The organism is Plantactinospora sp. B24E8 (assembly GCF_039871735.1).
Classification (GTDB): domain Bacteria; phylum Actinomycetota; class Actinomycetes; order Mycobacteriales; family Micromonosporaceae; genus Plantactinospora.
In genome coordinates, this window is record NZ_JBDPMH010000028.1 from 13,373 (window position 1) to 36,005 (window position 22,633).

General features: G+C 73.1%; 22 protein-coding genes. 8 read left to right on the forward strand and 14 right to left on the reverse strand.

Going from position 1 to position 22,633, the window contains the following annotated elements; all coding sequences use genetic code 11:
- Positions 1-3 precede the first annotated feature (3 nt).
- Positions 4-2,679, forward strand: coding sequence for an alanine--tRNA ligase (gene alaS / locus ABGB21_RS28160; protein WP_347654854.1), 2,676 nt, complete (start codon positions 4-6; stop codon positions 2,677-2,679).
- Between the two features lie 54 nt (positions 2,680-2,733).
- On the opposite strand, the gene ABGB21_RS28165 is transcribed toward alaS, so the two are convergent.
- Positions 2,734-3,372, reverse strand: a complete 639-nt coding sequence (locus ABGB21_RS28165; protein ID WP_347654853.1) for a hemerythrin domain-containing protein — start codon at positions 3,370-3,372, stop codon at positions 2,734-2,736.
- Between the two features lie 158 nt (positions 3,373-3,530).
- Positions 3,531-4,700, reverse strand: a complete 1,170-nt coding sequence (locus ABGB21_RS28170; protein WP_347680328.1) for a serine hydrolase domain-containing protein — start codon at positions 4,698-4,700, stop codon at positions 3,531-3,533.
- A gap of 114 nt (positions 4,701-4,814) precedes the next feature.
- On the opposite strand from ABGB21_RS28170, the gene ABGB21_RS28175 reads away from it, so the two are divergent.
- Together ABGB21_RS28175 and ABGB21_RS28180 are read left to right on the forward strand one after the other, a co-directional pair.
- Complete coding sequence (locus tag ABGB21_RS28175) at positions 4,815-5,294, forward strand: hypothetical protein (protein WP_347680330.1); 480 nt, start codon at positions 4,815-4,817, stop codon at positions 5,292-5,294.
- A gap of 42 nt (positions 5,295-5,336) precedes the next feature.
- The gene (locus ABGB21_RS28180) at positions 5,337-6,134 is read left to right on the forward strand and encodes an SDR family oxidoreductase (RefSeq protein ID WP_347680332.1); all 798 of its coding nucleotides are present in this window, start codon (positions 5,337-5,339) and stop codon (positions 6,132-6,134) included.
- A 111-nt stretch (positions 6,135-6,245) separates the two neighbouring features.
- Here the strand turns inward: ABGB21_RS28180 and ABGB21_RS28185 are convergent, their stop codons facing one another.
- Together ABGB21_RS28185 and ABGB21_RS28190 are read right to left on the reverse strand one after the other, a co-directional pair.
- Positions 6,246-7,103 (reverse strand): hypothetical protein, encoded by an 858-nt coding sequence (locus tag ABGB21_RS28185; RefSeq protein ID WP_347654850.1) that lies wholly within the window; start codon positions 7,101-7,103, stop codon positions 6,246-6,248.
- Positions 7,104-7,184: 81 nt separating this feature from the next.
- Positions 7,185-7,589, reverse strand: coding sequence for a hypothetical protein (locus ABGB21_RS28190; protein ID WP_347680334.1), 405 nt, complete (start codon positions 7,587-7,589; stop codon positions 7,185-7,187).
- Between the two features lie 233 nt (positions 7,590-7,822).
- Here ABGB21_RS28190 and ABGB21_RS28195 point away from each other — a divergent pair, with 233 nt between their 5' ends.
- Positions 7,823-8,533, forward strand: a complete 711-nt coding sequence (locus ABGB21_RS28195) for an alpha/beta hydrolase (protein WP_347680336.1) — start codon at positions 7,823-7,825, stop codon at positions 8,531-8,533.
- Between the two features lie 21 nt (positions 8,534-8,554).
- Here the strand turns inward: ABGB21_RS28195 and ABGB21_RS28200 are convergent, their stop codons facing one another.
- Both ABGB21_RS28200 and ABGB21_RS28205 read right to left on the reverse strand, forming a co-directional pair.
- Complete coding sequence (locus tag ABGB21_RS28200; protein WP_347680338.1) at positions 8,555-10,117, reverse strand: DUF6297 family protein; 1,563 nt, start codon at positions 10,115-10,117, stop codon at positions 8,555-8,557.
- Entirely contained in the window at positions 10,114-10,746 is a 633-nt protein-coding gene (locus tag ABGB21_RS28205) for an ABC transporter ATP-binding protein (RefSeq protein WP_347680340.1), read from the reverse strand. Before ABGB21_RS28205 ends, ABGB21_RS28200 begins: the two co-directional genes overlap by 4 nt.
- A gap of 88 nt (positions 10,747-10,834) precedes the next feature.
- Between ABGB21_RS28205 and ABGB21_RS28210 the strand changes: the two genes are divergently transcribed.
- The 4 genes from ABGB21_RS28210 (at position 10,835) to ABGB21_RS28225 (ending at position 14,121) form a co-directional block, all read left to right on the forward strand.
- Entirely contained in the window at positions 10,835-11,173 is a 339-nt protein-coding gene (locus ABGB21_RS28210) for a PadR family transcriptional regulator (protein WP_347654845.1), read from the forward strand.
- Positions 11,170-12,027 carry an ATP-binding cassette domain-containing protein gene (locus ABGB21_RS28215; RefSeq protein ID WP_347654844.1) on the forward strand — a complete coding sequence of 286 codons (858 nt, stop codon included), beginning with the start codon at positions 11,170-11,172 and terminating at the stop codon, positions 12,025-12,027. Before ABGB21_RS28210 ends, ABGB21_RS28215 begins: the two co-directional genes overlap by 4 nt.
- On the forward strand, positions 12,024-12,716 hold the full coding sequence (locus ABGB21_RS28220; RefSeq protein WP_347654843.1) for a hypothetical protein: 693 nt from the start codon (positions 12,024-12,026) through the stop codon (positions 12,714-12,716). The genes ABGB21_RS28215 and ABGB21_RS28220 overlap by 4 nt, the downstream gene beginning before the upstream one ends.
- 220 nt (positions 12,717-12,936) lie before the next feature.
- Positions 12,937-14,121, forward strand: a complete 1,185-nt coding sequence (locus tag ABGB21_RS28225) for an MFS transporter (protein WP_347654842.1) — start codon at positions 12,937-12,939, stop codon at positions 14,119-14,121.
- Positions 14,122-14,163: 42 nt separating this feature from the next.
- On the opposite strand, the gene ABGB21_RS28230 is transcribed toward ABGB21_RS28225, so the two are convergent.
- The 8 genes from ABGB21_RS28230 to ABGB21_RS28265 form a co-directional block, all read right to left on the reverse strand.
- Positions 14,164-15,129, reverse strand: a complete 966-nt coding sequence (locus tag ABGB21_RS28230; RefSeq protein ID WP_347654841.1) for a hypothetical protein — start codon at positions 15,127-15,129, stop codon at positions 14,164-14,166.
- 48 nt (positions 15,130-15,177) lie between these two features.
- Positions 15,178-17,208: a glycogen debranching N-terminal domain-containing protein gene (locus ABGB21_RS28235; protein ID WP_347680384.1), complete on the reverse strand. Its 2,031-nt coding sequence runs from the start codon at positions 17,206-17,208 to the stop codon at positions 15,178-15,180.
- Between the two features lie 52 nt (positions 17,209-17,260).
- Positions 17,261-17,653 carry an SCP2 sterol-binding domain-containing protein gene (locus ABGB21_RS28240; RefSeq protein ID WP_347654840.1) on the reverse strand — a complete coding sequence of 131 codons (393 nt, stop codon included), beginning with the start codon at positions 17,651-17,653 and terminating at the stop codon, positions 17,261-17,263.
- A 183-nt stretch (positions 17,654-17,836) separates the two neighbouring features.
- Positions 17,837-19,897, reverse strand: coding sequence for a glycogen debranching N-terminal domain-containing protein (locus tag ABGB21_RS28245; RefSeq protein WP_347680342.1), 2,061 nt, complete (start codon positions 19,895-19,897; stop codon positions 17,837-17,839).
- On the reverse strand, positions 19,894-20,289 hold the full coding sequence (locus ABGB21_RS28250) for an SCP2 sterol-binding domain-containing protein (protein ID WP_347654838.1): 396 nt from the start codon (positions 20,287-20,289) through the stop codon (positions 19,894-19,896). Before ABGB21_RS28250 ends, ABGB21_RS28245 begins: the two co-directional genes overlap by 4 nt.
- Positions 20,290-20,385: 96 nt before the next feature.
- A complete protein-coding gene (locus ABGB21_RS28255) occupies positions 20,386-20,802 on the reverse strand; it encodes a CBS domain-containing protein (protein WP_347654837.1) in 417 nt (138 codons plus the stop codon).
- A gap of 187 nt (positions 20,803-20,989) precedes the next feature.
- Positions 20,990-21,427: a PPOX class F420-dependent oxidoreductase gene (locus ABGB21_RS28260; protein WP_347654906.1), complete on the reverse strand. Its 438-nt coding sequence runs from the start codon at positions 21,425-21,427 to the stop codon at positions 20,990-20,992.
- Positions 21,428-21,495: 68 nt separating this feature from the next.
- Positions 21,496-22,521 carry an aspartate-semialdehyde dehydrogenase gene (locus ABGB21_RS28265; protein WP_347680344.1) on the reverse strand — a complete coding sequence of 342 codons (1,026 nt, stop codon included), beginning with the start codon at positions 22,519-22,521 and terminating at the stop codon, positions 21,496-21,498.
- Positions 22,522-22,633: the final 112 nt, after the last annotated feature.

Genomic DNA, 22,633 nt, shown 5'->3' on the forward strand with positions numbered 1-22,633 from the left:
GCCATGCGATCCACCGACATCCGTCAGACCTTCCTCGACTACTTCACCGACCGTGGCCACCGGCAGGTCCCGTCGGCCCCGCTGATCCCCACCGATCCGACGCTGCTGCTCACCATCGCCGGGATGAACCAGTTCAAGCCGTACTTCCTCGGCGAGGAACGGCCGCCACACAGCCGGCTGACCAGCGTGCAGAAGTGCGTCCGGACCAACGACATCACCAACGTCGGCCGGACCGCCCGGCACGCCACCTTCTTCGAGATGCTCGGCAACTTCTCCTTCGGCGACTACTTCAAGGCCGAGGCGATGGCGTACGCGTGGGAACTGCTCACCCGGCACTACGGGCTGGACCCCGAACGGCTCTGGGCGACCGTCCACCACGACGACCACGAGGCGGCGACCCTGTGGCGGCGGATCGGCGTACCGGAGTCCCGGATCCAGCGCCTCGGGATGGCCGACAACTACTGGTCGATGGGGGTACCCGGCCCGTCCGGCCCGTCCGCCGAACTCTGCTACGACCGGGGTCCCGCGTTCGGCGTCGACGGCGGCCCGGCGGTGAACGACGAGCGCTACCTCGAACTCTGGAACCTGGTCTTCATGCAGCACCGGCGGGGCGAGGGCGACGGCAAGGACGGCTTCCCGGTCCTCGGCGACCTGCCGACCCGCAACATCGACACCGGACTCGGGATGGACCGCCTCGCGGCGATCCTCCAGGACGTCGGCACGGTCTGCGAGACCGACCTGCTCCGCCCCACCCTCCGCCTGGTGCAGGAACTCGCCGGGCGGCCGTTCCCGGGCCACGACGGCAGTCCGGAGTCCGTCTCCTTCCAGGTGGTCACCGAACACGCCCGGACCGTGGCGTTCCTCATCGCCGACGGGGTGCTGCCCGGCAACGAGGGGCGCGGTTACGTACTGCGCCGGCTGATGCGCCGGGCGATCCGGCACGCCCGTACCCTCGGCATCACCGAACCGGTGCTGACCGCGGTGACCGGCTCCGTGGTCGACAACCTCGGCGGCGCGTGGCCGGAACTCGACGCCCGGCGGGAACTCGTCGCGGCGGTCACCGCCCGCGAGGAGGAGACCTTCGACGGTACGCTCCGCCAGGGCGGTCGGCTGCTGGACGCGGCGATCGGGCGGGCGCGGCGGACCGGGGTGACCCGGCTGGACGGCGAGACCGCGTTCGAACTCCACGACACGTACGGCTTCCCGGTCGAACTGACCGTCGAGATCGCCCAGGCGGCCGGGCTGACCGTGGACGAGCAGCGGTACGCGACCCTGCTGGACGAACAGCGCCGCCGTGGCCGGGGCGGCGGCCGGGAGCGGAACGCGCAGACCCTGCGTCGACAGGAGACGTACCGGGAACTGCTGGGGCGGCACGGACCGACCGTCTTCGTCGGCTATCCGGAGCTGTTCACCGGGTCCACCATCTCCACCGGAACCGACCTGCTCGCCGTACTTGTCGACGGGCGGCCGGTCGAGGTCGCCGGTGAGGGCGACCGGGTCGAGCTGGTGCTGCGGCACAGCCCGTTCTACGCCGAGTCCGGCGGCCAGGTCGGCGACACCGGCACGGTACGCCTGCCCGACGGCACGCTCGTGGAGGTTACCGACACCCGGTACGGCGTCACCGGGCTGCACGTCCACCACGGGCTGGTCCGGCACGGGGAACTGCGGCCCGGCCGGACCGTCGAGGCGACCCTGGACGGTGAGCGCCGGGCGGCGGTGGCCCGCTCCCACTCGGCGACCCACGTCCTGCACGCGATGCTCCGCCGTACCCTCGGCGGGCACGCCCGGCAGCAGGGCTCGCTGGTCGCGCCCGGCCGGCTGCGGTTCGACTTCACCCACTTCTCGCCGGTCGACGAGAGCCAGCTGGCCACGATCGGCGCTCTGGTCAACGACTACCTGCTGGACGATCCGGAGGTCCGGGTCTGGCACGCGAGCCGGGCCGAGGCGGAGGCGGCCGGTGCGCTCGCGTTCTTCGGCGACCGGTACGGCGAGCAGGTCCGGATCATCGACATCGGCGACGCGTCCCGGGAGCTGTGCGGCGGTACGCACGTGGGGCACGGCACCCAGGCCGGTCCGGTGCGGATCGTCGCCGAGTCGTCGGTCGGTGCCGGGCTGCGCCGGATCGAGGCGCTGACCGGCCGGGACGCGCTGCGGTACGCGGACACCGAGCGGCGGCTGCTCGCCGAGGTGACCCGGTTGGTCGGTACGCCGCCGGACGAGCTGGTGCCGACCCTGGCCCGGCGCCTCGACGCGCTCACCGAGGCCGAGCGGACGCTGCGCCGGCACCGGGACCGGGAACTGGACACGCTCACCGGAACCCTGCTCGGCCGACGCCGCACGGTCGGCGACGGGTGGCTGGTGACCGCGCTCCGCGACGACCTCACCCCGGCCGAGTTGCGTTCGGTCGTGACGTCGCTGCTGGACCGTGCCCCGGACACGCAGCCGCTGGTCGCGGTCCTGGCCACCCGACACGGCGGGAAGGGCCAGCTCGTCGCCGGCCTGAGCCGTCCCCTGCTGGACCGGGGGCTACAGGCCCGGCAGGTGCTCCTCGACGCGGCCCGGACGATCGGTGGCGGTACGGGCGGGAGTGGTCGCCTGGCCAGCGCGGGCGGCCGGCGCTCCGAGCGGACGGCCGAGGCGCTCTCCCAGGCCGAACAGACCGCCAGCACCCTGCTCTGAACGGACGGGGCCTTTCCTCTCGTCTCTGGTGTGGGAAGGGCCCCGTCCGACCGCTCAGAGCTGGCCGGCGAAGAAGCCGTGCCGGGCCAGGGGGCCGACGAGTTCCCGTTCCTCGTAGGCGAAGTGCGACAGCAGGGTGTCGGTGAGCAGGTCGATCGCCTCGGTGATCGGCCCGTAGTCGGTCGGGTTGGCGGCGAGGTGCACCAGGGCGGCGTCGATCCCCTCCAGCACGTGGTGGATCGCCAGGTGCTCCTCGTGCAGCCGGTCCAGTACGGCGGCCAGGTCCGGCTGACGCTGCCGCAGGTACGGGAAGATGCCGTCGCTCTCCATCGTGTGGTGGGTGGTCAGCGACCGGCACTGGGCCTGGCAGACCCCGCCGAGGGTCCAGTCGTTGGCCCGGATGGTCATCAGGTTGATCTGGCTGCGCGCGTCGCCGAGCTGGGTCGTCCCCTCCTTCACCTGCCGGAGGATGTCCCGCACCTGACGTAGCTCGGCCCGGTAGTGGTCGTGTACGTCGACGAGGTGCCGACCGGCGTACCGGCCGCGGGCGGTGAATTCGACCTCGTCCGGGGGTTCGGGGGCGGTCGGCCGGGTCGTCTCGTCCAGCACGCTCTTCGGGCTGAGCCTGTCGGTCGGCGCGGCGGTCGGCGTGATGCCGGTCCGCCGGGTCAGCCAGGTGTTCTCGGTGCTCATGACCTACCTTCAGTGATCTTTCCGGTTGCTCATTGTCCCGTACCGGATCAGGCGGTGATCCGCAGCACGCGGACGGCGGCGGTGACCCGGCCCCCGCCGGCGTCGGGGACTGGCCGGAGCCGGGCGACGCCGAGCCGCCCCCGGCAATCCGGGATCGGTCAGCGGGAGACCGCCGCCAGTGCCGACCGGAGTGCGCCGACCAGGTTGACCGTCCGCTGGTCCGGGGTCGTCGTGACCCTCAGGTTGTTCGTCACGTAGCCGAACGCGACGCCGCTGGCCGGGTCGGCGTACCCGAGCGAACCGCCGTGGCCGGGGAAGCCGAAGGCGGTCGGCGACCACCAGGGTTGGTCGGGCAGGGGCAGGCCGAAACCGAGGGCCGGCCGGGTCGGCATCCCCAGTACCCGGTCGACACCGTGCGCCTGCTCGACGGTGGCGGCGGCGAGGGTCGGGGCGTCGAGGATCCGGATCCCGTCGACCTCGCCGATCAACCCGGCGTAGAACCGGGCGAGGGCCCGGGCCGTACAGATGCCGTTGACCGCCGGGATCTCCGCCGACCAGGTGGCCGGGTCGGCCAGGTCGAGCGGCGGATCGGTCACCGCGACCGACCGGACCAGCAGCGAGCCCGGATCGGTGTACGCGGCGAGCGTCTCCCGCAGCTCCGCCGACAGCGGCTCGGCGGGCGGCTCGACCGGCGCCTCGACGAGCCGGCTGACCCGGTGCACCTCGGCGTCGGGCAGCCCGATCCAGAAGTCCAGGCCGAGCGGTTTGGCGATCTCGTCGGCGAAGTACGTCCCGACGCCGCGTCCGGAGACCCGGCGTACCACCTCGCCGACCAGCCAGCCGTACGTCAGTCCGTGGTAGCCGTGCGCGGCGCCCGGCTCCCAGACCGGCGCCTGGGCGGCGAGTGCGGCGACGATCGGCTCCCAGGCCAGCGCGTCGGCCAGGGGCACCGGACGGTCCAGCACCGGCAGGCCGGCCTGGTGGGACAACAGCCAACGGACCGGCAGGTCGCTCTTGCCTGCCGCCGCGAACTCCGGCCAGTGGTCGGCGACCGGGGCGTCCAGTCGGAGCTGACCCCGCTGGACCAGCAGGTGCGCGCAGGCCGCCGGCACGCTCTTGGTCGCCGAATAGACCACCTGCAGGGTCTCCTCCCGCCAGGACCGGCCGGTGTCCGGATCCGCGACCCCGCCCCAGAGATGCACCACCTCCCGCCCGTGCCGGTAGACGCTGACCGCCGCGCCGACCTCCGTACCGGCGCGGAAGTTCTCGACGAACGCGTCCCGTACCGGCTCGAAACCGGGGGCCGCGGTGCCACTGACCACTGTCATGCCGTTCTCCGTCCACGACTCGACTCCGGGCCGCGTCACCCGCGCCCCCGGAAGTTGCGTCAGGATATTCTGACGCTAGATGTCAGGCAACCCTGACAGCAATATGCTGAACGGATGCAGGAGGAACTGGTTCCGGGCCACCACAACCTGCTCGGGTTCCGGTTACCGGACGGCACCCTGAGCACCGCCGCCGAACGGCCCGAGGGCACCGTCGGCTACCGGGCCCGGTGCTCGTGCGGCTGGGTCGGCGACACCGACTACCCGGCCGCCGACGAGGGCACCTGGATGGCCACCTCCGAGTGGGGTTCGGCGCACATGAAGCCGCTCTGGGCCGCCACCCCGCCCGGCTGGCTGGTGACCCGCTCCGACACCCTCCGGGACAACATCGCCGAACTGGCCCCGACCTGGCCGCTGCAGGCGCTCGGCCTGCTCGCCGAGGTCGAACGCTGGCAGAGACCGCTGATCGAACGGGCGGTGGCGGCCGCCCGCGAGGCGGGACTCTCCTGGGCCGAGATCGGCGGCGCGCTCGGCATCAGCCGGCAGTCGGCGCACGAACGGTTCCGCAACGTCGTACCGAAGAAGGCGCCCGACTGACGGACGCCAGCGGACCACCCACCCGGCCGGTACGGTGGACCGATGCCGCACTCCCCCGACCGCACCGAGCCCACCCGGTCCTATGTGGTCACCGGCGGAGGCCGGGGAATCGGGCGGGCCGTGGTCGAACGGCTCCTCGGCGACGACAACCACGTCGTGGTGATCGAGCGCGAGCCGGCGGCACTGGCCTGGCTCGCCGCGCACCCGGCGGCACGTCGGCTGGTCGCGGTGACCGGCGACGCCGCGGACGAGGCCGTCGCGGCCCGGGCGGCCGAACTGGCCGGCGCCGGCGGAACCCTCACCGGCTGGGTCAACAACGCCGCCGTGTTCCGGGACGCCTCCGTCCACGACACCCCGGCCCGGCGGATCCTCGACCTCATCGCGCTGAACCTCGACGCCACGGTCGTCGGCTGCGCGGCGGCCGTCCGCCACCTGCTCGCCGCCGGCACCGCCGGGGCGATCGTGAACGTCTCCTCGCACCAGGCCCAGCGTCCGGTGCCGGGCTGCCTGCCGTACGCGACGGCGAAGGCCGCGATCGAGGGCCTGACCCGCGCCCTCGCCGTGGAGTACGGCCGGTACGGCATCCGGGTCAACGCGGTCGCCCTCGGCTCGATCGAGACCGAGCGGCACACCGCCCACCTGGCCCGTCAGGAGCCGGCCGTGGCGCGCCGCGTCGAGCGGGAGATCCGGGACCTGCACCCGGTCGGCCGGATGGGCCGGCCGGAGGAGGTCGCCGCCTCGGTCGCACACCTGCTCTCCACCGACGCGGCCTTCATCACCGGAGCCGTCGTACCGGTGGACGGCGGACGGTCGGCCCTCGGCCGGGACCCGGAGCCGTAGCAGCGCGGAACCCGGCCGGGACACCTGCCCCGGTCCGCCCCGGGGACGGCGGACCGGCACGACAGGCCGGGCACGACAGGCCGGGCACGACAGGCCGGGGCGGCGGCCGGCTCAGCCGGCCCGGGCCGTCCGCCAGCGGACCACGGGACGCAGCCGCCCGTTCGCGCCGCCGGTCGGCCCGTCCGTGGAGCCGGTCGACGGCACGGACGACGGCAGCCAGCGCCGGAACTCCTCGGCCCGGGCGGCGGCGGCGAACGCCTCCTCGCGGAGCGTACGGGCCGCCTCGGCGGCGACCTCCGCGTCCCGCCACGCGGCCCGCTCCCGCTCGGCGGCCGCCCGGTGCGCGGCGAACAGGCTGTCCCGGACGGTCCGCCGCAGCACGATCTCCTGCTCGACCGGGTGCCGCCGGGGATCCCAGCCGTTGCGGTTGGCCAGCGCGTCACTCAACTGCAGGACCGAGAGCTCCTTGCGGGTACAGGCCGCCATCGCGGCCCGGTGCAGGTAACGCTCCCGGTCGGCGTACTCGGCCGGGGTGCGTGGGGTACGCGGCTCGGGCAGTACGGCCGCCGCCGCCACCCGCCGGGCGGCGGCGTCCGCCGCCTCGTACGCCTGCCAGGCCGCCTCGGCCTGCTCCTGCGCCGCCAGCCACTCGTCGCGACGCCGCTGGGCGGTGACGGTCGACCGCTCGGCGGCGACCGTCACCTCCTCGGCGTACCGGTGGAGTTCCAGCGCCCGGGAGGCCAGCGCCCGCCGGCGTTGCTCCTCGACCCGCAGCACCGGAGTGCCGCCGGCCGGGACGGCACCGTCCGGCTCCGCGCCGTCGGTCGCCGGGTCGGTCGTACCGGCGCCGGACGGGCGCGGGCGCATCAGCAGCCCGACGGTGGCGGCCGCGGCCAGCCCCATCAGGACGACCCAGATCGTCATGGCTCGGGGAACGTCGACCAGGAAGTAGTAGTAGAGCTTCTCCACAACGGCACCTCACGGGGGTGGACGAAACGAACGGACGGGTGCTCGGGAACCGGGCACGCCGCATCGGGGCGCGTCCGGTACCTACCCCGTCGGGGGTGCGCGCGATCCGCTCGTCCGTGGGTACGCGTCACCGGTCGGCGATGTCGCCGCCCCGCCGCCGGGCAGCGCGCCCGACGCGACCGGCCGGCCCGTCGGGGCGACCGGCCCGACGGCCGACGCCGGAGCGTCCGCCCCGGTCGGGTCCGTGGGCTCGCCGGCGTCGACCCGAGCCGGGTCGGCCGGGCCGGCGACGCCACTGCCCGGACCGGTGGCCGAGGTGGCCGCTACCCGGTCCGCCTCGACCGTCCGACCGGACACACCGGACGGAGCCTCGGCGGCGATCGTGGATGTGCCACCTGTCGTACCGGGCCCGGCGGCCTGACCCGGCCGGGCGCCACCAGCGCCCAGCAGCAACGCCATCAGCACCAGGGCGGTCACGAACCGCACCGACCGGCACGCCATCCACCACACGGGGCGGAACAGCGCGACGGATACCACGAAGAAAAACCTACCCGCTCCACGGCGAAACCGCTCGGCCGCGCCGGCAGGTGCCGCAGCGGTCACAATCCACCTCGGCGGCGGCAACCGGCACGCACCGGCGCAGTCGGCCCGGTTGCGCTCTCGGCGTACTCCGGGGTCCGGCGCTTGGCCGATCGCCGGCCGGCGTCCAGGCTGACCGGATGACCTCACCGAGCGCAGCGGCCGGGCCGGCGACCCGGCGGACCGACGACCCCGACCCGCAAGTACGTGGCGTGGTGCTCTGGCTGCCCGGCGGCGGCTGGCGGGCCAGGTCCGAGGAGGACGGTACGGCGCTTGGCGAGCACGGGCTGACCGTGGTGCAGGGCAGCTACCGGTTCAGTCACCAGGCGCACTGGCCGGCACAGTTGGCCGACATCCGGGCGGCGGCGCGGGAGCCGCTGGCCCGGGCCCGGGCGGCCGGTCTGCCGTTCCTGGTCGCCGGCGACTCGGCCGGCGGCCACCTCGCGTTGCACCTGGGGCTGCGCGGGGTCGCCGAGCCGGGCGACGTCGACGGCGTACTGGCGTACTGGGCGCCGGTGGACCCGCTGGACGAGGAATGGATCCGGTCCCGGGCCGGGAACGACCCGTGGCGGGACCTGATCGGCCGGGAGCCGTCCGCCGACGATCCGACAACCCGGGACGCCACCCCGTCGCGCCATCTCGGTAACGGGGTGCCGGTCCTCCTGGTGCACGGCGCGCAGGACGCCGCCGTACCGGTCGGGCAGACCCTGGCGCTGACCTCGGCGCTGCTCCGGGCCGGGCATCCGGTGCACTCGCTGGTCACCCACGGCGGCCACGCGCTGGACCTGGACCGTCCGGACATCCGCGCCGTCACCGCCGCCTTCCTCGACGCCAACCTCGCCAGCCGCTGACGCGGACCGGACCGGCGACCGTCAGCGGGGCACCGGCCAGATCCGGGCCCCGGCCAGGGCGAGCAGGCCGGCCAGGCCGAGCAGTGATCCGGCGAGCTGTACCGGCAGCCAGCCCGCCGGGTCGCCGCTGACCACCGCCAGCAGGGTCGGCACGGTGCAGAGCAGTCCCAGGTCCACGGCGGTGACCAGCCGGTGCAGCGGCGCGGTCGGCACCCAGCCCATCGGGGTGACGATCGGCGGCAGGTCGTGCCGGACGGCCCCCCGGCGGGCGGCCCGGAGCGCGCCGGCCGCGAGCGCCGGGCCGGCCGCGCCACCGAGCAGCAGCCAGGGCAGGACGGCGGCGGAGAACGCGCCGGCGACCAGGGCCAGCGCGCCGGCGCTCCAGCAGGTCGCCACCGCCACCGGCACGATCGACCGGACGGCCAGCAGGCCCCGCTCGGGCACGCCGAGCAGCCGGCCCAGTGCCGGGAGGTCGTGGTCCCGCCGGACGTTCCCGGTCAGCGCCCCGGCGGCGAGCAGGCCGCAGAGCGGCCACACCACGGCGAGCAGCGGACCGGGGCCGAGGAGGCCGGCGGAGAGGACCGGTGGCAGCAGCGCCGCACCGGCCAGCGCCAGCCGCTCCGGGGACCGTCGCAGGGTCAGCAGGTCGTGGGCCAGGGCCACCATCGGTCCGGGGAACCGGAGCAGGCCGGTACGACGGGGCGCCCGGGCCGCCCACCGGCGCTCCTCGCCGATCCGGGCCGCGATGCCGAGGTCGAGGGTGACCACACCGGCGGTCAGCGTCTGTACCTGGGCGCCACCGGCGGCGAGGGTGGCGAGCCGGACCCGGTCGAGCCGGACCAGCGCCAGACCGGCGAGCAGCACGGCGGCCACGCCGGGAACGGCCAGCCACCCGGGCGGGCCGGCGACGAACGGCCAGTCACCCGACGTTCCGCCGTCCCCGGCGACGGTCTGCGGCCAGCCCCAGGGTCCGAGCCGGCCGACCACGGTGGCGGCGCGGGTCGGCAGGTCGACGATCGTCAGCACCGCCGCACCGGCACCGAGCAGCAGCGCGAACCGGTCGAGTACGGTCGCCGGCTCGCTGACCACGGTCGGTACCAGCGTGGCGGCTCCGCCGACGAGGAGCCCGGCGACCCCACCGGCGAGTACGACCATGGTCAGCGGCGCGGTCAGCGCCCAGGCCACCAGGGTGCCGTGCAGCAGGCCGGCGAGGGTGGCGAGTCCCAGCACGACGAGCGCGGTGGGCCAGAGCAGTCCACGTCGTCCGGTCGGGCTGGACAGCAGCCAGCTGACCTGGGCCGGTGCGGCGGCCAACGGCCCGAACCGGCCGGCGACGGCGAGCACGGCGGCGTACCAGAGCAGGCCGATCGCGAGCAGGGTCGTCGGGCCGGGAACCGTGGGCGGTCCGGCGGCGAACCTGCTGGCGAGTTTCGGCAGCACGCTGGCCACCACCCCGCCGCCGACCAGGACGGTGAGCAGTCCCAGGTAGGCCTGTTCGAGGCGGTTGGCGGCGCGGGACCGGCGCCGGGCCCGCAGCCAGGCCCGGGCCGCCCGGGCGGAGTTGGCCGCGCCGACGTTCGTCATTCCTGCCAGTCCGTCACGTCGAGGGTCCGGGCCTGCGCCGCGCCGACAAGCGCGGGATCGTGGCTGGCCAGGACGACGGCTCCGCCCCGGTGGGCGTAGTCGCGCAGCACTGCGCCGACGGCCGCCCGGCCGGCCTCGTCGAGATGGCGCTCGGGCTCGTCGAGCAGGAGCAGGCGACTCGGCCGGGCCAGGACCAGCGCCAGCGCCAGCCGTTGCCGCTGACCGCTGGAGAGCCGTCCGGGCAGCATCGAGGCGAACCGGGTGACCTCCAGCCGGTCGGCGAGCACGGCCGGCTCGAACCAGTCGGTGGCGACCGGGCGGTTGGCGTACCGGACGAACTCCAGGTGTTCGCCGGCGGTGAGGTTCGGGTACCAGGCGGCGGTCTCCAGCAGACTCGCCACGGTGCGCCGGAACGCCGGGGACCGCTCGTCGGCGGGTGCTCCGTCGACCAGCACCCGGCCGGCCAGCGGCCGGAGCAGTCCGGCGAGACAGCGCAGCAGGCTGGACTTCCCGGTGCCGTTCGGTCCGGTGACCGCGAGGACCTCACCGGCCGACGCGGTGAGGCGCAGGCCACGAGCCAGCACCCGGTCGCGATAGCCGACGTCCAACCCGTCGGTCCGCAGGATCATCCGGTCATTCTCCGCCTCGCTGTCACCCCGGACCGTCCGCCGCCCTAGGTTGCGGCGCAAGCTAGATGGCTGTGCTACTGTCTCCGCCGTGGATCAGGAACGTCGGGCCCAGTGGCTGCGCGGAGTGCTGGACCTGTGTGTCCTCGCCCTGCTGCGGCACCGCGAGTCCTACGGGTACGAACTGGCCCAGTCGCTGAACGCGGCCGGCGTCGGCCCGATCCAGGGCGGAACCCTCTACCCGGTGCTGCTCCGGCTGCAGCGCACCGGACTGGTGGCCGCCCAGTGGCGGGAGGGCGCGGCGGGACCGGCCCGCAAGTACTACCGAATCACCCCGGTCGGGATCGAGACGCTCCACCGGACCGCCGTCGACTGGGACGCCTTCACCAGTGGGGTGGGCGTGATCCTGCGAGAGGTACAGACCCGATGAACCAGCGTGGCTGGCTCGACACCCTCGCCGGCGAGTTGCGCCGGCGCGGCGTCGACCCGGAACTCACCGCACACGTCGTTTCGGAGGCCGCCTCCCACCTGCGGGACAGCGGAGAGCCGCCGCTGGCGGTCTTCGGCCCGCCGGGGACGTACGCGGCGGCCGTCGCGGACAGCCTGGGGACGGCGGGCACGGCTGCGCCCGACCGGGTGCGTCAGCCGGCGTCGTCGCGGCCGGGTCCGCCCGGGCCGGTCCGGCTCGACGTGCGCGGGATCAGCAAGCGGTACCGCCGACGTCCGGTGCTGACCGACGTCAACCTGACGGTACGGGCCGGCGAGATCGCCGCCGTGGTCGGCGCCAACGGCTCGGGCAAGAGCACCTTCCTGCGGATCTGCGCCGGCCTGCTCAGCCCGGACGCCGGTCAGGTCCGGGTGTACGGCACCCTCGGCTACTGTCCGCAGGCCGGCGGCACCAGCGACTTCCTCTACCCCGAGGAGCACTTCGCGCTCGTCGGCGCCGGCCGAGGGCTGTCCCGGAGCCAGTCCCGCACCGCCGGCCGTGACCAGGCCGCGTCGCTGGACTGGGACCCGAGCGGACGTACCCAGGCACGGCACCTCTCCGGCGGCACCCGGCAGAAACTGAACCTGGTGATGGCAGGCCTCGGCGAACCGGACGTGTTGCTGCTCGACGAGCCGTACCAGGGCTTCGACCGGGGCACCTATCTGGACTTCTGGCAACAGCTCTGGCGGTGGCGCTCGGCGGGCAAGGCGATCGTGGTGGTCACCCACCTGCTCAACCAGCTCGACCGGGTCGACACCGTGCTCGAGCTGACCCCGGCACGGGAGACGACATCATGATCAAGATCTGGACGGTCGCCGAGTTCGCCCTGCGGGAGATCCTGCGCCGACGCGGGGTGCTGCTGATCATGCTGCTGTTGCCGCTCGCCTTCTACCTCAGCCGCCGAGGTGACCACCTCGGCCAGTCGATCCGGTTCGTCTGCCTCGGGATCGGCTGGGCGCTGAGCACCGCCGCGCTCTTCGCCGGCAGCGCGGCCCGGGGCATCGAACCACGGCTGCGGCTCTCCGGCTACCGGCCCCACCACCTGCATCTCGGCCGGCTGCTCGCGCTCTGGACGGTCGGCGTCGCGCTCTCCGTGCCGTACTTCCTGCTCGTCCGGTTCGACCAGGACAACGTCCGGTACGACGCGATCGCGCTGATCATGGTGTTGACCGTGGCCACCGCCGCACCCTTCGGACTGGCGCTGAGCGCCGTACTGCCCCGGGAACTGGAGGGGACGCTGGTGCTGCTGATCGTGGTCGGCCTGCAGATGGTGATGGACCCCGCCGACTCCGCCGCCCGGCTGCTGCCGTTCTGGTTCAGCCGCGAGATCGGCACGTACGCGATCGACCACACCGACGGCGGATACCTGACCCGGGGGCTGACGCACGGGCTGGTCGCCGCCGTCGTGCTCACCGCGCTGGTCGCGGTCGCCGCCACGATCCGGCTGCGGCGTCGCCCGCACCTGCGGTTCGTCTCGGCCCGCTGACCGGTCGCGGTCCGCGGGCCCTGCGGATTCCGCCCCGGCCGCAGTACCCTGCTCCCATGACCCCACTGGACGCGCTCGCCGCCGCGTACGCCCAGTGGTCCACTCCCGACCTGCCGCTCTACGGCAACGACCACGAGCGCGCGGACTTCGCTCCCTGACCGGCCGGTGCCACCCCACCCCATCCGGCCTGTCCCTGCGTACGCCTCGGGAGCGTTCCGTCATGTCCCGTACCCTCGACACCTCCGTCCGCACCGTGCTGAGAACCCCGCAGACCGCCCGGGTACTGGCGGCCAGCCTGCTCGGGCGGATACCGCTCGGCGCGGCACCGCTGGCTCTGCTGGTCTTCGCCCGGGAGACGATGACGCTGACCCTGGCCGGGCTGCTGGTCGGGGCGTACACCGCCGGGATGGCGGTCGGTCAGCCGCTGTTCGGCCGGTTCGCCGACCGGTGGCGGTTACCTCCGGTGATGTGGCTCGCGGTGTGCCTCTCCAGTCTCGGGTTCGCCCTGGTCGCGGCGGCGTTCTCCACCCCGCTGACCGTCGTGGCCGCGATGCTCGCCGGGCTCGGTGCGCCGCCGTTCGAGGCCGGGCTGCGGGTGCTGTGGCGGGACCTGCTGCCCGAGCACCAGGTGCACACGGCGTACACCCTGGACACCGCGACCCAGGAAATGATCTTCGTGGTCGGTCCGGTGCTCACCCTCGGCGCGGTCGGCCTGGCCGGGCCGGTCGGCGGCCTGGTCGCCGCCGCGCTCTGCCAGCTCGTCGGCACCGCCTGGTTCACCACCGCGCCGGTGGTCCGTCGGTGGAAGGGCGTGCCGGCGGTACGGCACTGGGCCGGACCGCTGCGGGCCGGCCGGCTCCGGCTGATCCTCGGCGCGCTGGTGCTGGTCGGCGCGGGAGTCGGCAGCGTGGTGGTGGCGGCCACCGGTTACGCCGAGGCGACCGCCGACCGGTCCTGGGCCGGTTGGCTGCTGGCCGCGCAGGCGGCCGGGGCGTTGGCCGGCGGGCTCGGTTACGTCCGGTTCGCCGCTGCCCGCCGCTCCGGCACGCTGCCCCGGGCGGCGGCCGCGCTGGCCCTGGGCTACCTGCCGTTGCTGCTGGTCCCGGAGCTGCCCGTCATGCTCGGGCTGATGGCGGTCAGCGGTCTCGCCCTGCCACCGCTACTGACCATCGTTTTTGTCACCATCGACGGCGTCGCCCCGGCCGGCACCGCCGCCGAGGCGTTCGCCTGGGCGGCCACCGCGTTCTCGGTCGGCAGCGCGCTCGGCTCCGCGCTGACGGGCGCGCTGCTCGACCGGTCCGGCAGCCTCACCGTCGGGTTCGCCGTCGCGCCGGTCACCATCGCGCTGGCCTACGGCGTGCTCCGGCTCACCCGTCGACCGGCACCAGCCCCGTCACCGGCCTGACCCGCCGCCACCCCCGGGATCCGGCACGGTCAGCCGGCACGGTCAGCCGGCCGGGCCCTCGGCCACCAGCGCCGACAGCCGGTCGACGCCGAGCACGCTGACCAGCAGCCGCTCCCGGGGCCGACCGAGCAGCCGCCGGGTCCAGTCGACAAAACCGCCGTCACCGACCTCGACCCGGACGCCGTCGTGGAGCACGGCCAGGCGGAAACACCAGCCGGTGTGGTGACACGGCCCGTCGACCGGCTCCGGAACCTCCCGCAGGACAACGTCCGGACGGTCCCGCAGCGCGGACCGGACGGCCTCGGTGACCGGACCGGCCGCCGGATCCAGCAGGGTGAGGCCCACCTCGACCGACTGGACGCCGGTGGCCCGCAGCGCGGTACAGAGCAGCCCCAACTGTTCGACCGAGTGCCGGCGCTCGAACCCCAGGCCGCCGCTGTCCGCGCCGGCGGTGGCCAGCGCGAAGAGGTTCGCGTGGGCGAACCGGTCGGCCCCGGCGGAACGCCGCGCCCGAATCACCCGTTGCAGCGCGGCGAGCCGCACCGGCGGCGCGCCACGGCGGGCACCCGCACCCCGGTCACGCCGCCGCACCGCCGCCTCCAACGCCAGCCCGGTGGTCGGATCCGCCGCCACCTCACTGCCGCGTACGGTGGCCAGCACGTTGTTCTGGTGTACCCCGGCGACGGTGGAGTGCGCGCCCAGCGGCGTGACCGGGGCCAGGGTCACCAACTCCACCTCGTCGGGCACCGCCGAGAGCAGTCGGTCCTCCACCCGTCGTTGCACTCGGAAGTCGACCGGCGCCGGCGCCACGAACCGGTCCTCGGTGTACCGGCGCAGCACGTCGGCGGGGCTGAGGAAGCCGGCCCGGGTACGGAACGCGGCGAGCAGCAGCGCGACCAGGTCCGCCCCGGAAAGCTGCACACCGAGGGTGTTGAGGATCTCGGCGCCGCCGGCCTGGCGTAGCACCCGGGCCAACGCGACGCCTTCCAACGCGTCGGGATCCGCCATCGCTCATCGCTATCACGGTCGGCCGCCGACCACCACCCACGACAGCGTTCAGCGCCGCCCCATCCGCAGCCGGCCGTGCCCGAACGCGTCGATCCGGCCCCACCGGCCGGGGATGCCAATCAGCTCGATCCGCCCCAGTTCCTCCGGCACCGCCGGCACGATCGTCAGATGCCCCTCGTGCGGCAGCAGCCCGAGCAGGGTACGGAGCAGCGCCAGCGGGGTCCCGGCCGAGGTGGCGAACGGGCTGCACGCTCCCGGGTACTGCACCGGATACCGGGTCAGCGAGCGGTCGTAGCCGGCGAACGCCTCCGGCAACCGGCCGTCGAAATACCGCGACGCCTCGATCATCGTCAACGAGATCCGGGCCGCCTCCTCCTCGAAGCCGTACCGGCGCAGCCCCATCGTGATCAGCGAGTTGTCGCTCGGCCAGACCGCACCGCTGTGGTAGCCGACCGGGTTGTAGCGCTGCTGTCCCCGGGCCAGCGTCCGTACTCCCCAACCGGAGAAGAGTTCGTCGCCGAGCAGCCGGGCGGCGACCAGGGGTGCCCGGTGCTCGGGCACGATCCCGCTCCACAACAGGTGTCCCATGTTCGAGGCGACCGCGTCGACCTGGCCGCCCTCGCCGTCGAGCGCCAGCGCGTAGTACTCCCCGTCCTCGATCCAGAAGTCCCGGTTGAACCGGTCCTTCAACACCTCCGCCTCCCGGAGCAGCTGGTCCGCGAACGCCGGGTCGTTCCAGAAGGTCCGGGCCAGCCGCGCCGCCCGCACCTTCGCGTCGTACGCGTATCCCTGTAGTTCGCAGGTGGCCCGGGGGTGGCCGGGCAGTCGACCGTCGCGGTAGGAGATCGCGTCCCAGGAGTCCTTCCAGCCCTGGTTCTCCAGCCCGCCCGGGGCGCGACACTCGTACCAGACGTAGCCGTCGCCCATCAGGTCGGCGTACGTGTCGAGCCAGGTGAGCGCCGCCCGGGCCTCGAACTCGAACTGGCGTACGGTGTCGGCGTCCCCCGTCCACTGCTCGTACTCGTCGAGCAGGATCACGAACAGCGGCGTGCTGTCCGCCGCCCCGTAGTACGTCGTCCTCGGCTGCTCCTCGAAGCCGCCGGGCTCGCCGTACCGGATCTCGTGCAGGATCTTGCCGGGTTCCTCGTCACGGAAGTCGTCGACCCGGCCGCCCTGCAGCAGTGCCATCGTCCAGAGGGTCTGCCGGGCGATCTCCGGTACGAAGGGCAGGGTCTGGAAGCCGGTCAGCATGCTGTGCCGGCCGAACAGGGTCATGTACCAGGGCAGCCCGGCCGCGGTCAGCCGTACCTGGCTGGTCAGCCCGGTGTACTGCAGCGCGGCGAGGTCGATCATGCTCCGCCGGTACGTCCGCTGCAGCGCCTCCGAGTCGCAGACGAGCTGCGGTGCCCGGGCCAGCCACTCGGCGAGTTCCTGCCGCTTCTCCGGCCGGACCTCGGTGTAGCCGCGGACGCTCTCCCGTACGTCACGTCCGCCCGCGCCCCGGATGATGCCGACCGCGTACAGCGTGGTCGTCCAGGTGCCGTGCGCGCCGAGTTCGATCCGGAAGGTGAGCCCGCTCTCGTCGATGTCGACGGGTTCCGTGCTGGTCACAATGGTCTCTGCCACGTGCCGGTTCCGCTGGTGGCAGAAGCGCAGCCGGCCGTCCTCCACCATCCGGACCGTCTGACCCGGCCGAGGGCGGGCCTCCCGGGCATCGAACAGGTCCGCGAAGTCGCAGCCGATCTCCATCCGTAGGGTCAGGCTGGTGGGCTCGTCCCGGTGGTTGAGTACGGTGAGCCGCTCCTCGAACCTGCCACCGAGGGAGCGGTGCCGGATCACCGACGTCTTCGCGTCGACGTAGTGGGTCGGCTCACCGGGCACCAGGAAGAACCGGGACTCGAAGTACTGCAGGTCGTCCACGGAGAGCGCGTTGAGCCGCTCGCCGTCGACGGTGAGCACCCACTTGGAGAGGAACCGGGTGTCCCAGGCGAAGAGACCGGCCGGGAAGTCCGGAGACGGGTCGACGTCGCCCCGGGCGTCACTGACCATGAAGGTGTTGCCGTCGAGGATGCTGACCATTCCGGTGCCCGAACTCTTACCCGCACCCGTCACCGTCGCGGCCTCCGTTCCGTCATCGTCGCGCCCTGCGGCCGACGAACCGTTCCCGGACCCGCTCCCGGGGATCCCGGGTGCCCGGCGGCGACGGGAAGGCCCGCCGGAACATCAGCAGCAACGGCAGGTTGCCCTGCACCGTCACGTCGTTGCGGTTGTACGCCGTCACCACGTGGGACTCACCGAGCGCGAAGTGGTCGAAGAGCCGCTGCTCGGTGCTGACCACACAGTCCGCCTCCCGGTTCTCGTGCGAGACCAGCACGTTGCCCCGGTTGATCGCCACGAACCAGTGGTTCACCCGGCCCTCGCCCGCGTCGAGGTCGAACCGGATGGTCCCCCTGGCCTTGTCGGGCAGGACCTCCGGCCCGTGGTCCTCGATCCAGGCGAAGAAGTCGCTGGTCGGGTCCGCCATCGCAGTCGATCCCTTCGTCCTCGCACCACTCTTCCGACAGCAGGTCCCCGCCGGGTCGTCGTCCGACGGCACCTCCCCGGCTGGTCATCCGACGCCGCTCCCTCCGACGGCGACCGACGACACCTCCCCCGGCCGGTCATCCGACGCCGCTCCCTCCGACGGCGACCGACGACCCCCTTGCGGTCATTCGACGACAGCACGGCGCCGGGCGTGCTCGGCCCGCCCCCGACCGAAGGCGTCGATCAGCCCCCACCGGCCGGGGATGTCGAGCAACTCCATCCGTCCCATCCGCTCGGGCAGCGCCGGATCCACCACCAGGTGTTCGCCGTGCGGCTCCAGACCGAGCAGGGTCCGGATCATCAGCATCGGGGTTCCGGTCGACCAGGCCTGCGGACTGCAGGCGGTCGGGTACTGCACCGGATACTTGGTGAGCCCCCGGTCGTAGCCGGCGAACGCCTCCGGCAGCCGTCCCCCGAAGTACTGCCCCGCGTCGATCATCGCCTCGGCGATCTGCCCGGCCTCGTGCCGGAAGCCGTACCGGCGCAGTCCCCAGGCGATCAGCGAGTTGTCGAACGGCCAGACCGTGCCGACGTGGTAGCCGACCGGGTTGTACCGGCCCTCGCCCTCGGCCAGCGTCCGTACGCCCCAGCCGGAGAAGAGCCGCGGTCCGAGCAGGTGGGCGGCGATCTTCGGGGCCCGGTCGTCGTCGACGATCCCGCTCCAGAGCAGGTGGCCGATGTTGGAGGAGAGCGCGTCCACCTGCCCGCCCTCGGTGTCCAGGGCCAGCGCGTAGTACTCGCCGTCCTCCACCCAGAAGTCCCGGTTGAACCGTTGCTTGAGTTCCGCCGCCTCCCGCTCCAACTGGTCCGCGTACAGCGGGTCCTGCCAGACCAACCGGGCCAGCCGGGCGCCCCGCATCTTCGCGTCGTACGCGTAGCCCTGCAGTTCACAGGTGGCGCGGGGGAACGCCGGCAGCCGCCCGGACGAGTACGAGATGGCGTCCCAGGAGTCCTTCCAGCACTGGTTCTCCAGACCGTTACGCAGGTTCCGCCGCTCGAACCAGATGTAACCGTTGCCCATCAGGTCGCCGTACCGGTCGATCCAGTGCAGCGCGGCCCGGGCCTCGTGCTCGAGTTCGGCGACCAGCCCGGTGTCCCCGGTCCACCGCTCGTACTCGTCGAGCAGGATCACGAACAGCGGGGTGGCGTCGGCGGACCCGAAGTACGGCGAGTGCGGCTGCTCCTCGAAGGCCGTCGACTCGCCGTACCGGACCTCGTGCAGGATCTTGCCCGGTTCGCGTTCCCGGAAGTCGTCGAGGTTGATGCCCTGAGCCATCGCCAGGTAGCGCAGCGTCGGCGCGGTGAGTTCCGGGGTGAACGGCAACGTCTGCAGGCAGGTGATCATGCTGTCCCGGCCGAACAGGGTCATGAACCAGGGCAGGCCGGCGGTCGGCAACCGGTCCGAGGTGGCCAGCGGCGAGTAGCGGAGGGCGGCCAGGTCGACCAGGCTCCGCTCGTACGTCTCCTCCAACGGCTCGGAGTCACTGGTCAGCTTCGGTGCCCGGGCCAGCCACTCGTCGAGGTCGGCGCGCATCTGCTCCCGGGTACGACTGCGGTGCCGCTGGATGCTCAGCCGGATGTCCCGCCCACCGGCCCCCTCCACCAGGGTCTCCACCTTCAGGTGGGTTCCCCACTGCTCGTGCGCCCCGAGGTGCAGCGAGAAGGTCAGCCCGGCCTCGTCGTACACGGCCGGCGCGCTGGAGGTGACGATCGCCTCCCGCCGGTACGTCTCCCGCTGGTAGCGGAGCCGCATCCGGCCCTCCTCGAGCAGGACGGTGGTGGTGCCGACCTTCTCCCGGACGTCCTTGATCTCGAACAGGTCCGCGAAGTCGGCCTCCACGTTCAGCCGCACCGTCAGGTCGACCGCCTGGTCCTGGTGGTTGAGGATGGTCAACTCCTCCAGGAAGCTGCCACCCACCGACCGGTGCCGGATGATCGAGAACTTGGCGTCGACATAGTGCGTCGGCTCGCCCGGCACCAGGAAGAACTGGGACTCGAAGTACTGCAGGTCGTCCACGGAGAGCGGGTTGAGCCGCTCGCCGTTGACCCGCAGCTCCCACTTCGACAGGAACCGGGTGTCGAAGGAGAAGAGTCCGGTCGGGAAGGTCGGCGAGGGGTCGATGTCGCCCCGGTTGTCGCTGACCACGAAGGTGTTCCCGTCGAGGATGCTGACCAGCTTTTTCATTGTCGCCGCCCCTGCCGCTTCACCCAGTCGCGGGGCTCGTGCGCACCGGGTGGTCCCGGCACCAGGCGGTGCAGGTAGCTGAACAGCAGCACGTCGCCCTCCACGGTGACCCGGTTACGCAGGAACGCGGCGAGCGGGTTCGCCTCACCGCAGGCGATCTGGTGGAAGAACTCGCGGTCGGTCCGTACGGTGCAGTCGGCCTGGCGGTCCGCCTGGGTGGCACTCACGTTTCCCGCGCTGTACACCAGCAGCCAGGTGTCGACCTCGTTGTCCTGCTCCAGTTCGAACCGCACCGTGCCCCGTACCTTGGTCAGCAGCGGGTTCGGTCCCCGGTGGTTGAGTTCCTCGAAGAACCTGGTGGTCGGGTCCATCTTCCTGATGATCGGATCCATCGCCCCGCACCTCCTCGTCGCACCCGGCGGCGGGCCGCCGACCCTGGCCCGGCGGCGGGCCGGCAGCCCGGCGTACCAGGTCTGCGGGCCGGCGGCTCAGTTGTTGGGTTCGTCAGCGCTGATGTCGGCCAGGACGGACTGCGGTTCCCGCTCGACGGCGAGGTCGCCCAGCGACACCAGGCCGATGAGCCGACCGTCCTCGACCACCGGCAGCCGGCGTATGCCGTACGTACGCATCAGGTCGGCGGCGGCCACCGCGTCGTCGTACTGGGTGACGGTCACCACGTCCTGGGTGAGGATCTCGTTGAGTGTGGCGGTGGACGGATTCAGCTCCTCCGCGACCCCACGTACCGTGATGTCCCGGTCGGTGACGATCCCGATCACCTGGTCCCCGTTGGTGACGATCACATCGCCGATGGCGCTGTCCCGCATCTCCTGCGCGGCGGCGGTCAGCGTATCGGTGCCGTCCATGGTCACCAGCCGGGTCGTCATGAACTCTCCGACGGTCGTCATCCTGCCTCCCTCTCGTGTCGGCCGCCGTCTACCCGGACTGCCCCCGGGATAACGCGTTTCGCGAAAGGTGCCACGGCGTTTCACCTGTGACGGATGGTTCCCGCCGCCCCTGTCCGGGCCGGCGGTGGAGACTTCGGTCGGATCGTCCGGGGAGTGCGGTATCCGGGATGCGCCGACCGGCCGGGGGTCAGCCGCGCGGTGGCACCCCGTAGACCCGGTCGACGGGCAGGCGCAACACGAGCCGGCGGTCCGCGACCATCGCCCGGCGGTAGTCGTCCCAGTCCGGGTGCTCGCCCTGGATCGCGCGGTATACCTCGATCAGTTCCTCGACCGCCGGATCGTCCGGGTCGGCCGCCGTGGCACCGAACTCGGCGGTGCCCTCGGCGACCACGTACGACCAGCCGTCGGCGCTGCTGACCTGGAAACTGGCCCGCGGGTCCCGGCGCAGGTTGGCGGTCTTCGCCCGCCCTTCTGTCACCGAGACCCGGATCAGCTGTCGGGCCGGGTCGAAGGTGTAGTTCACATTGGACAGCTGGGGACGGCCGTCCCGTCTGATCGTGGCGAGCACGCCGAGTGATCCGGCGTGGAGCAGGTCGAGCAGGGCCTGCCGGGTCCGTCCGTCCACAGTCCACCGTCCTTCCGTCGTGCTCACCCCAACCTAACCGGTCGCCGACACCGGCGCGGTGTCCCGGGTCACCGCGCTGCGTCGGCCAGCAGTTCGGCGATCTGTACGGCGTTGAGCGCGGCACCCTTGCGCAGGTTGTCGCTGGAGCAGAAGAACGACAGCCCGTGCTCGACCGTCTCGTCGGCCCGGATCCGGCCGACGTACGTCGGGTCGGCACCGGCGGCCCGCAGCGGCGTCGGCACGTCGGTCAACACCACCCCGGGTGCGCCGTCGAGCAGTTGCCGGGCCCGGGCCGGGCTCAGCGGGTTGGCGAACCGGGCGTTGACCTGCAACGAGTGCCCGGTGAAGACCGGCACCCGGACGCAGGTGCCGGAAACCAGCAGGTCGGGGATCTCCAGGATCTTGCGGCTCTCGTTGCGGAGCTTCTGTTCCTCGTCGGTCTCGTCCGACCCGTCGTCGACGATCGAGCCGGCCAGCGGCAGCACGTTGAAGGCGATCGGCGCGACGTACTGCCGGGGGGTCGGGAACTCGACGGCGGACCCGTCGAAGGTCAGCCCGGCGGCGCCGTCGGCCACCTTGCGGACCTGCTCGTCCAGCTCGGCGACGCCGGCCAGCCCGGTCCCGGAGACCGCCTGGTACGTCGCGACGACCATGGCGACCAGTCCGGCCTCGGCGTGCAGCGGACGCAGCACCGGCATCGCCGCCATCGTGGTGCAGTTCGGGTTGGCGATGATGCCCCGGGGGCGTACCGCCGCGGCGTGCGGGTTGACCTCGGCGACCACCAGCGGCACATCCGGGTCCATCCGCCAGGCCGACGAGTTGTCGATCACCACGGCGCCGGTCTCGGCGACCCGGGGAGCCAGCTCCCGGCTCGTACCCTTCCCGGCCGAGAAGAGCACGATGTCGAGCCCGCGGTAGTCGGCGGTCTCGGCGTCCTCCACGGTGATCTCGCCGCCCTGCCAGGGCAGCGTACGGCCGGCCGACCGGGCCGAGGCGAACAGCCGCAGCTGCTCCACCGGAAACCGCCGCTCGGCGAGTACCCGCCGCATCACGCCACCGACCTGGCCGGTGGCCCCCACAATGCCGATCCTCATACCGCGAGGCTACCCAGTCGACCGGACGGGCCGGCAAGGCGATTACCGCCACGCCACGCACCCGGCCGGCGACCCGGAACGGCCGGACCCTCCCGGCGACCCAGGACGGCCG

Excerpts from the sequence above, each read along its gene's own strand:
- ABGB21_RS28200 (WP_347680338.1), bottom strand. The coding sequence starts at position 10,117 with ATGACGAACGTCGGCGCGGCCAACTCCGCCCGGGCGGCCCGGGCCTGG.
- ABGB21_RS28235 (WP_347680384.1), bottom strand. The coding sequence starts at position 17,208 with ATGGTCAGCATCCTCGACGGCAACACCTTCATGGTCAGTGACGCCCGG.
- ABGB21_RS28225 (WP_347654842.1), top strand. The coding sequence starts at position 12,937 with ATGTCCCGTACCCTCGACACCTCCGTCCGCACCGTGCTGAGAACCCCG.
- ABGB21_RS28255 (WP_347654837.1), bottom strand. The coding sequence starts at position 20,802 with ATGACGACCGTCGGAGAGTTCATGACGACCCGGCTGGTGACCATGGAC.
- ABGB21_RS28165 (WP_347654853.1), bottom strand. The coding sequence starts at position 3,372 with ATGAGCACCGAGAACACCTGGCTGACCCGGCGGACCGGCATCACGCCG.
- alaS (WP_347654854.1), top strand. The coding sequence starts at position 4 with ATGCGATCCACCGACATCCGTCAGACCTTCCTCGACTACTTCACCGAC.
- ABGB21_RS28180 (WP_347680332.1), top strand. The coding sequence starts at position 5,337 with ATGCCGCACTCCCCCGACCGCACCGAGCCCACCCGGTCCTATGTGGTC.
- ABGB21_RS28220 (WP_347654843.1), top strand. The coding sequence starts at position 12,024 with ATGATCAAGATCTGGACGGTCGCCGAGTTCGCCCTGCGGGAGATCCTG.
- ABGB21_RS28175 (WP_347680330.1), top strand. The coding sequence starts at position 4,815 with ATGCAGGAGGAACTGGTTCCGGGCCACCACAACCTGCTCGGGTTCCGG.
- ABGB21_RS28230 (WP_347654841.1), bottom strand. The coding sequence starts at position 15,129 with ATGGCGGATCCCGACGCGTTGGAAGGCGTCGCGTTGGCCCGGGTGCTA.
- ABGB21_RS28195 (WP_347680336.1), top strand. The coding sequence starts at position 7,823 with ATGACCTCACCGAGCGCAGCGGCCGGGCCGGCGACCCGGCGGACCGAC.
- ABGB21_RS28215 (WP_347654844.1), top strand. The coding sequence starts at position 11,170 with ATGAACCAGCGTGGCTGGCTCGACACCCTCGCCGGCGAGTTGCGCCGG.
- ABGB21_RS28205 (WP_347680340.1), bottom strand. The coding sequence starts at position 10,746 with ATGATCCTGCGGACCGACGGGTTGGACGTCGGCTATCGCGACCGGGTG.
- ABGB21_RS28250 (WP_347654838.1), bottom strand. The coding sequence starts at position 20,289 with ATGGATCCGATCATCAGGAAGATGGACCCGACCACCAGGTTCTTCGAG.
- ABGB21_RS28170 (WP_347680328.1), bottom strand. The coding sequence starts at position 4,700 with ATGACAGTGGTCAGTGGCACCGCGGCCCCCGGTTTCGAGCCGGTACGG.
- ABGB21_RS28245 (WP_347680342.1), bottom strand. The coding sequence starts at position 19,897 with ATGAAAAAGCTGGTCAGCATCCTCGACGGGAACACCTTCGTGGTCAGC.
- ABGB21_RS28240 (WP_347654840.1), bottom strand. The coding sequence starts at position 17,653 with ATGGCGGACCCGACCAGCGACTTCTTCGCCTGGATCGAGGACCACGGG.
- ABGB21_RS28265 (WP_347680344.1), bottom strand. The coding sequence starts at position 22,521 with ATGAGGATCGGCATTGTGGGGGCCACCGGCCAGGTCGGTGGCGTGATG.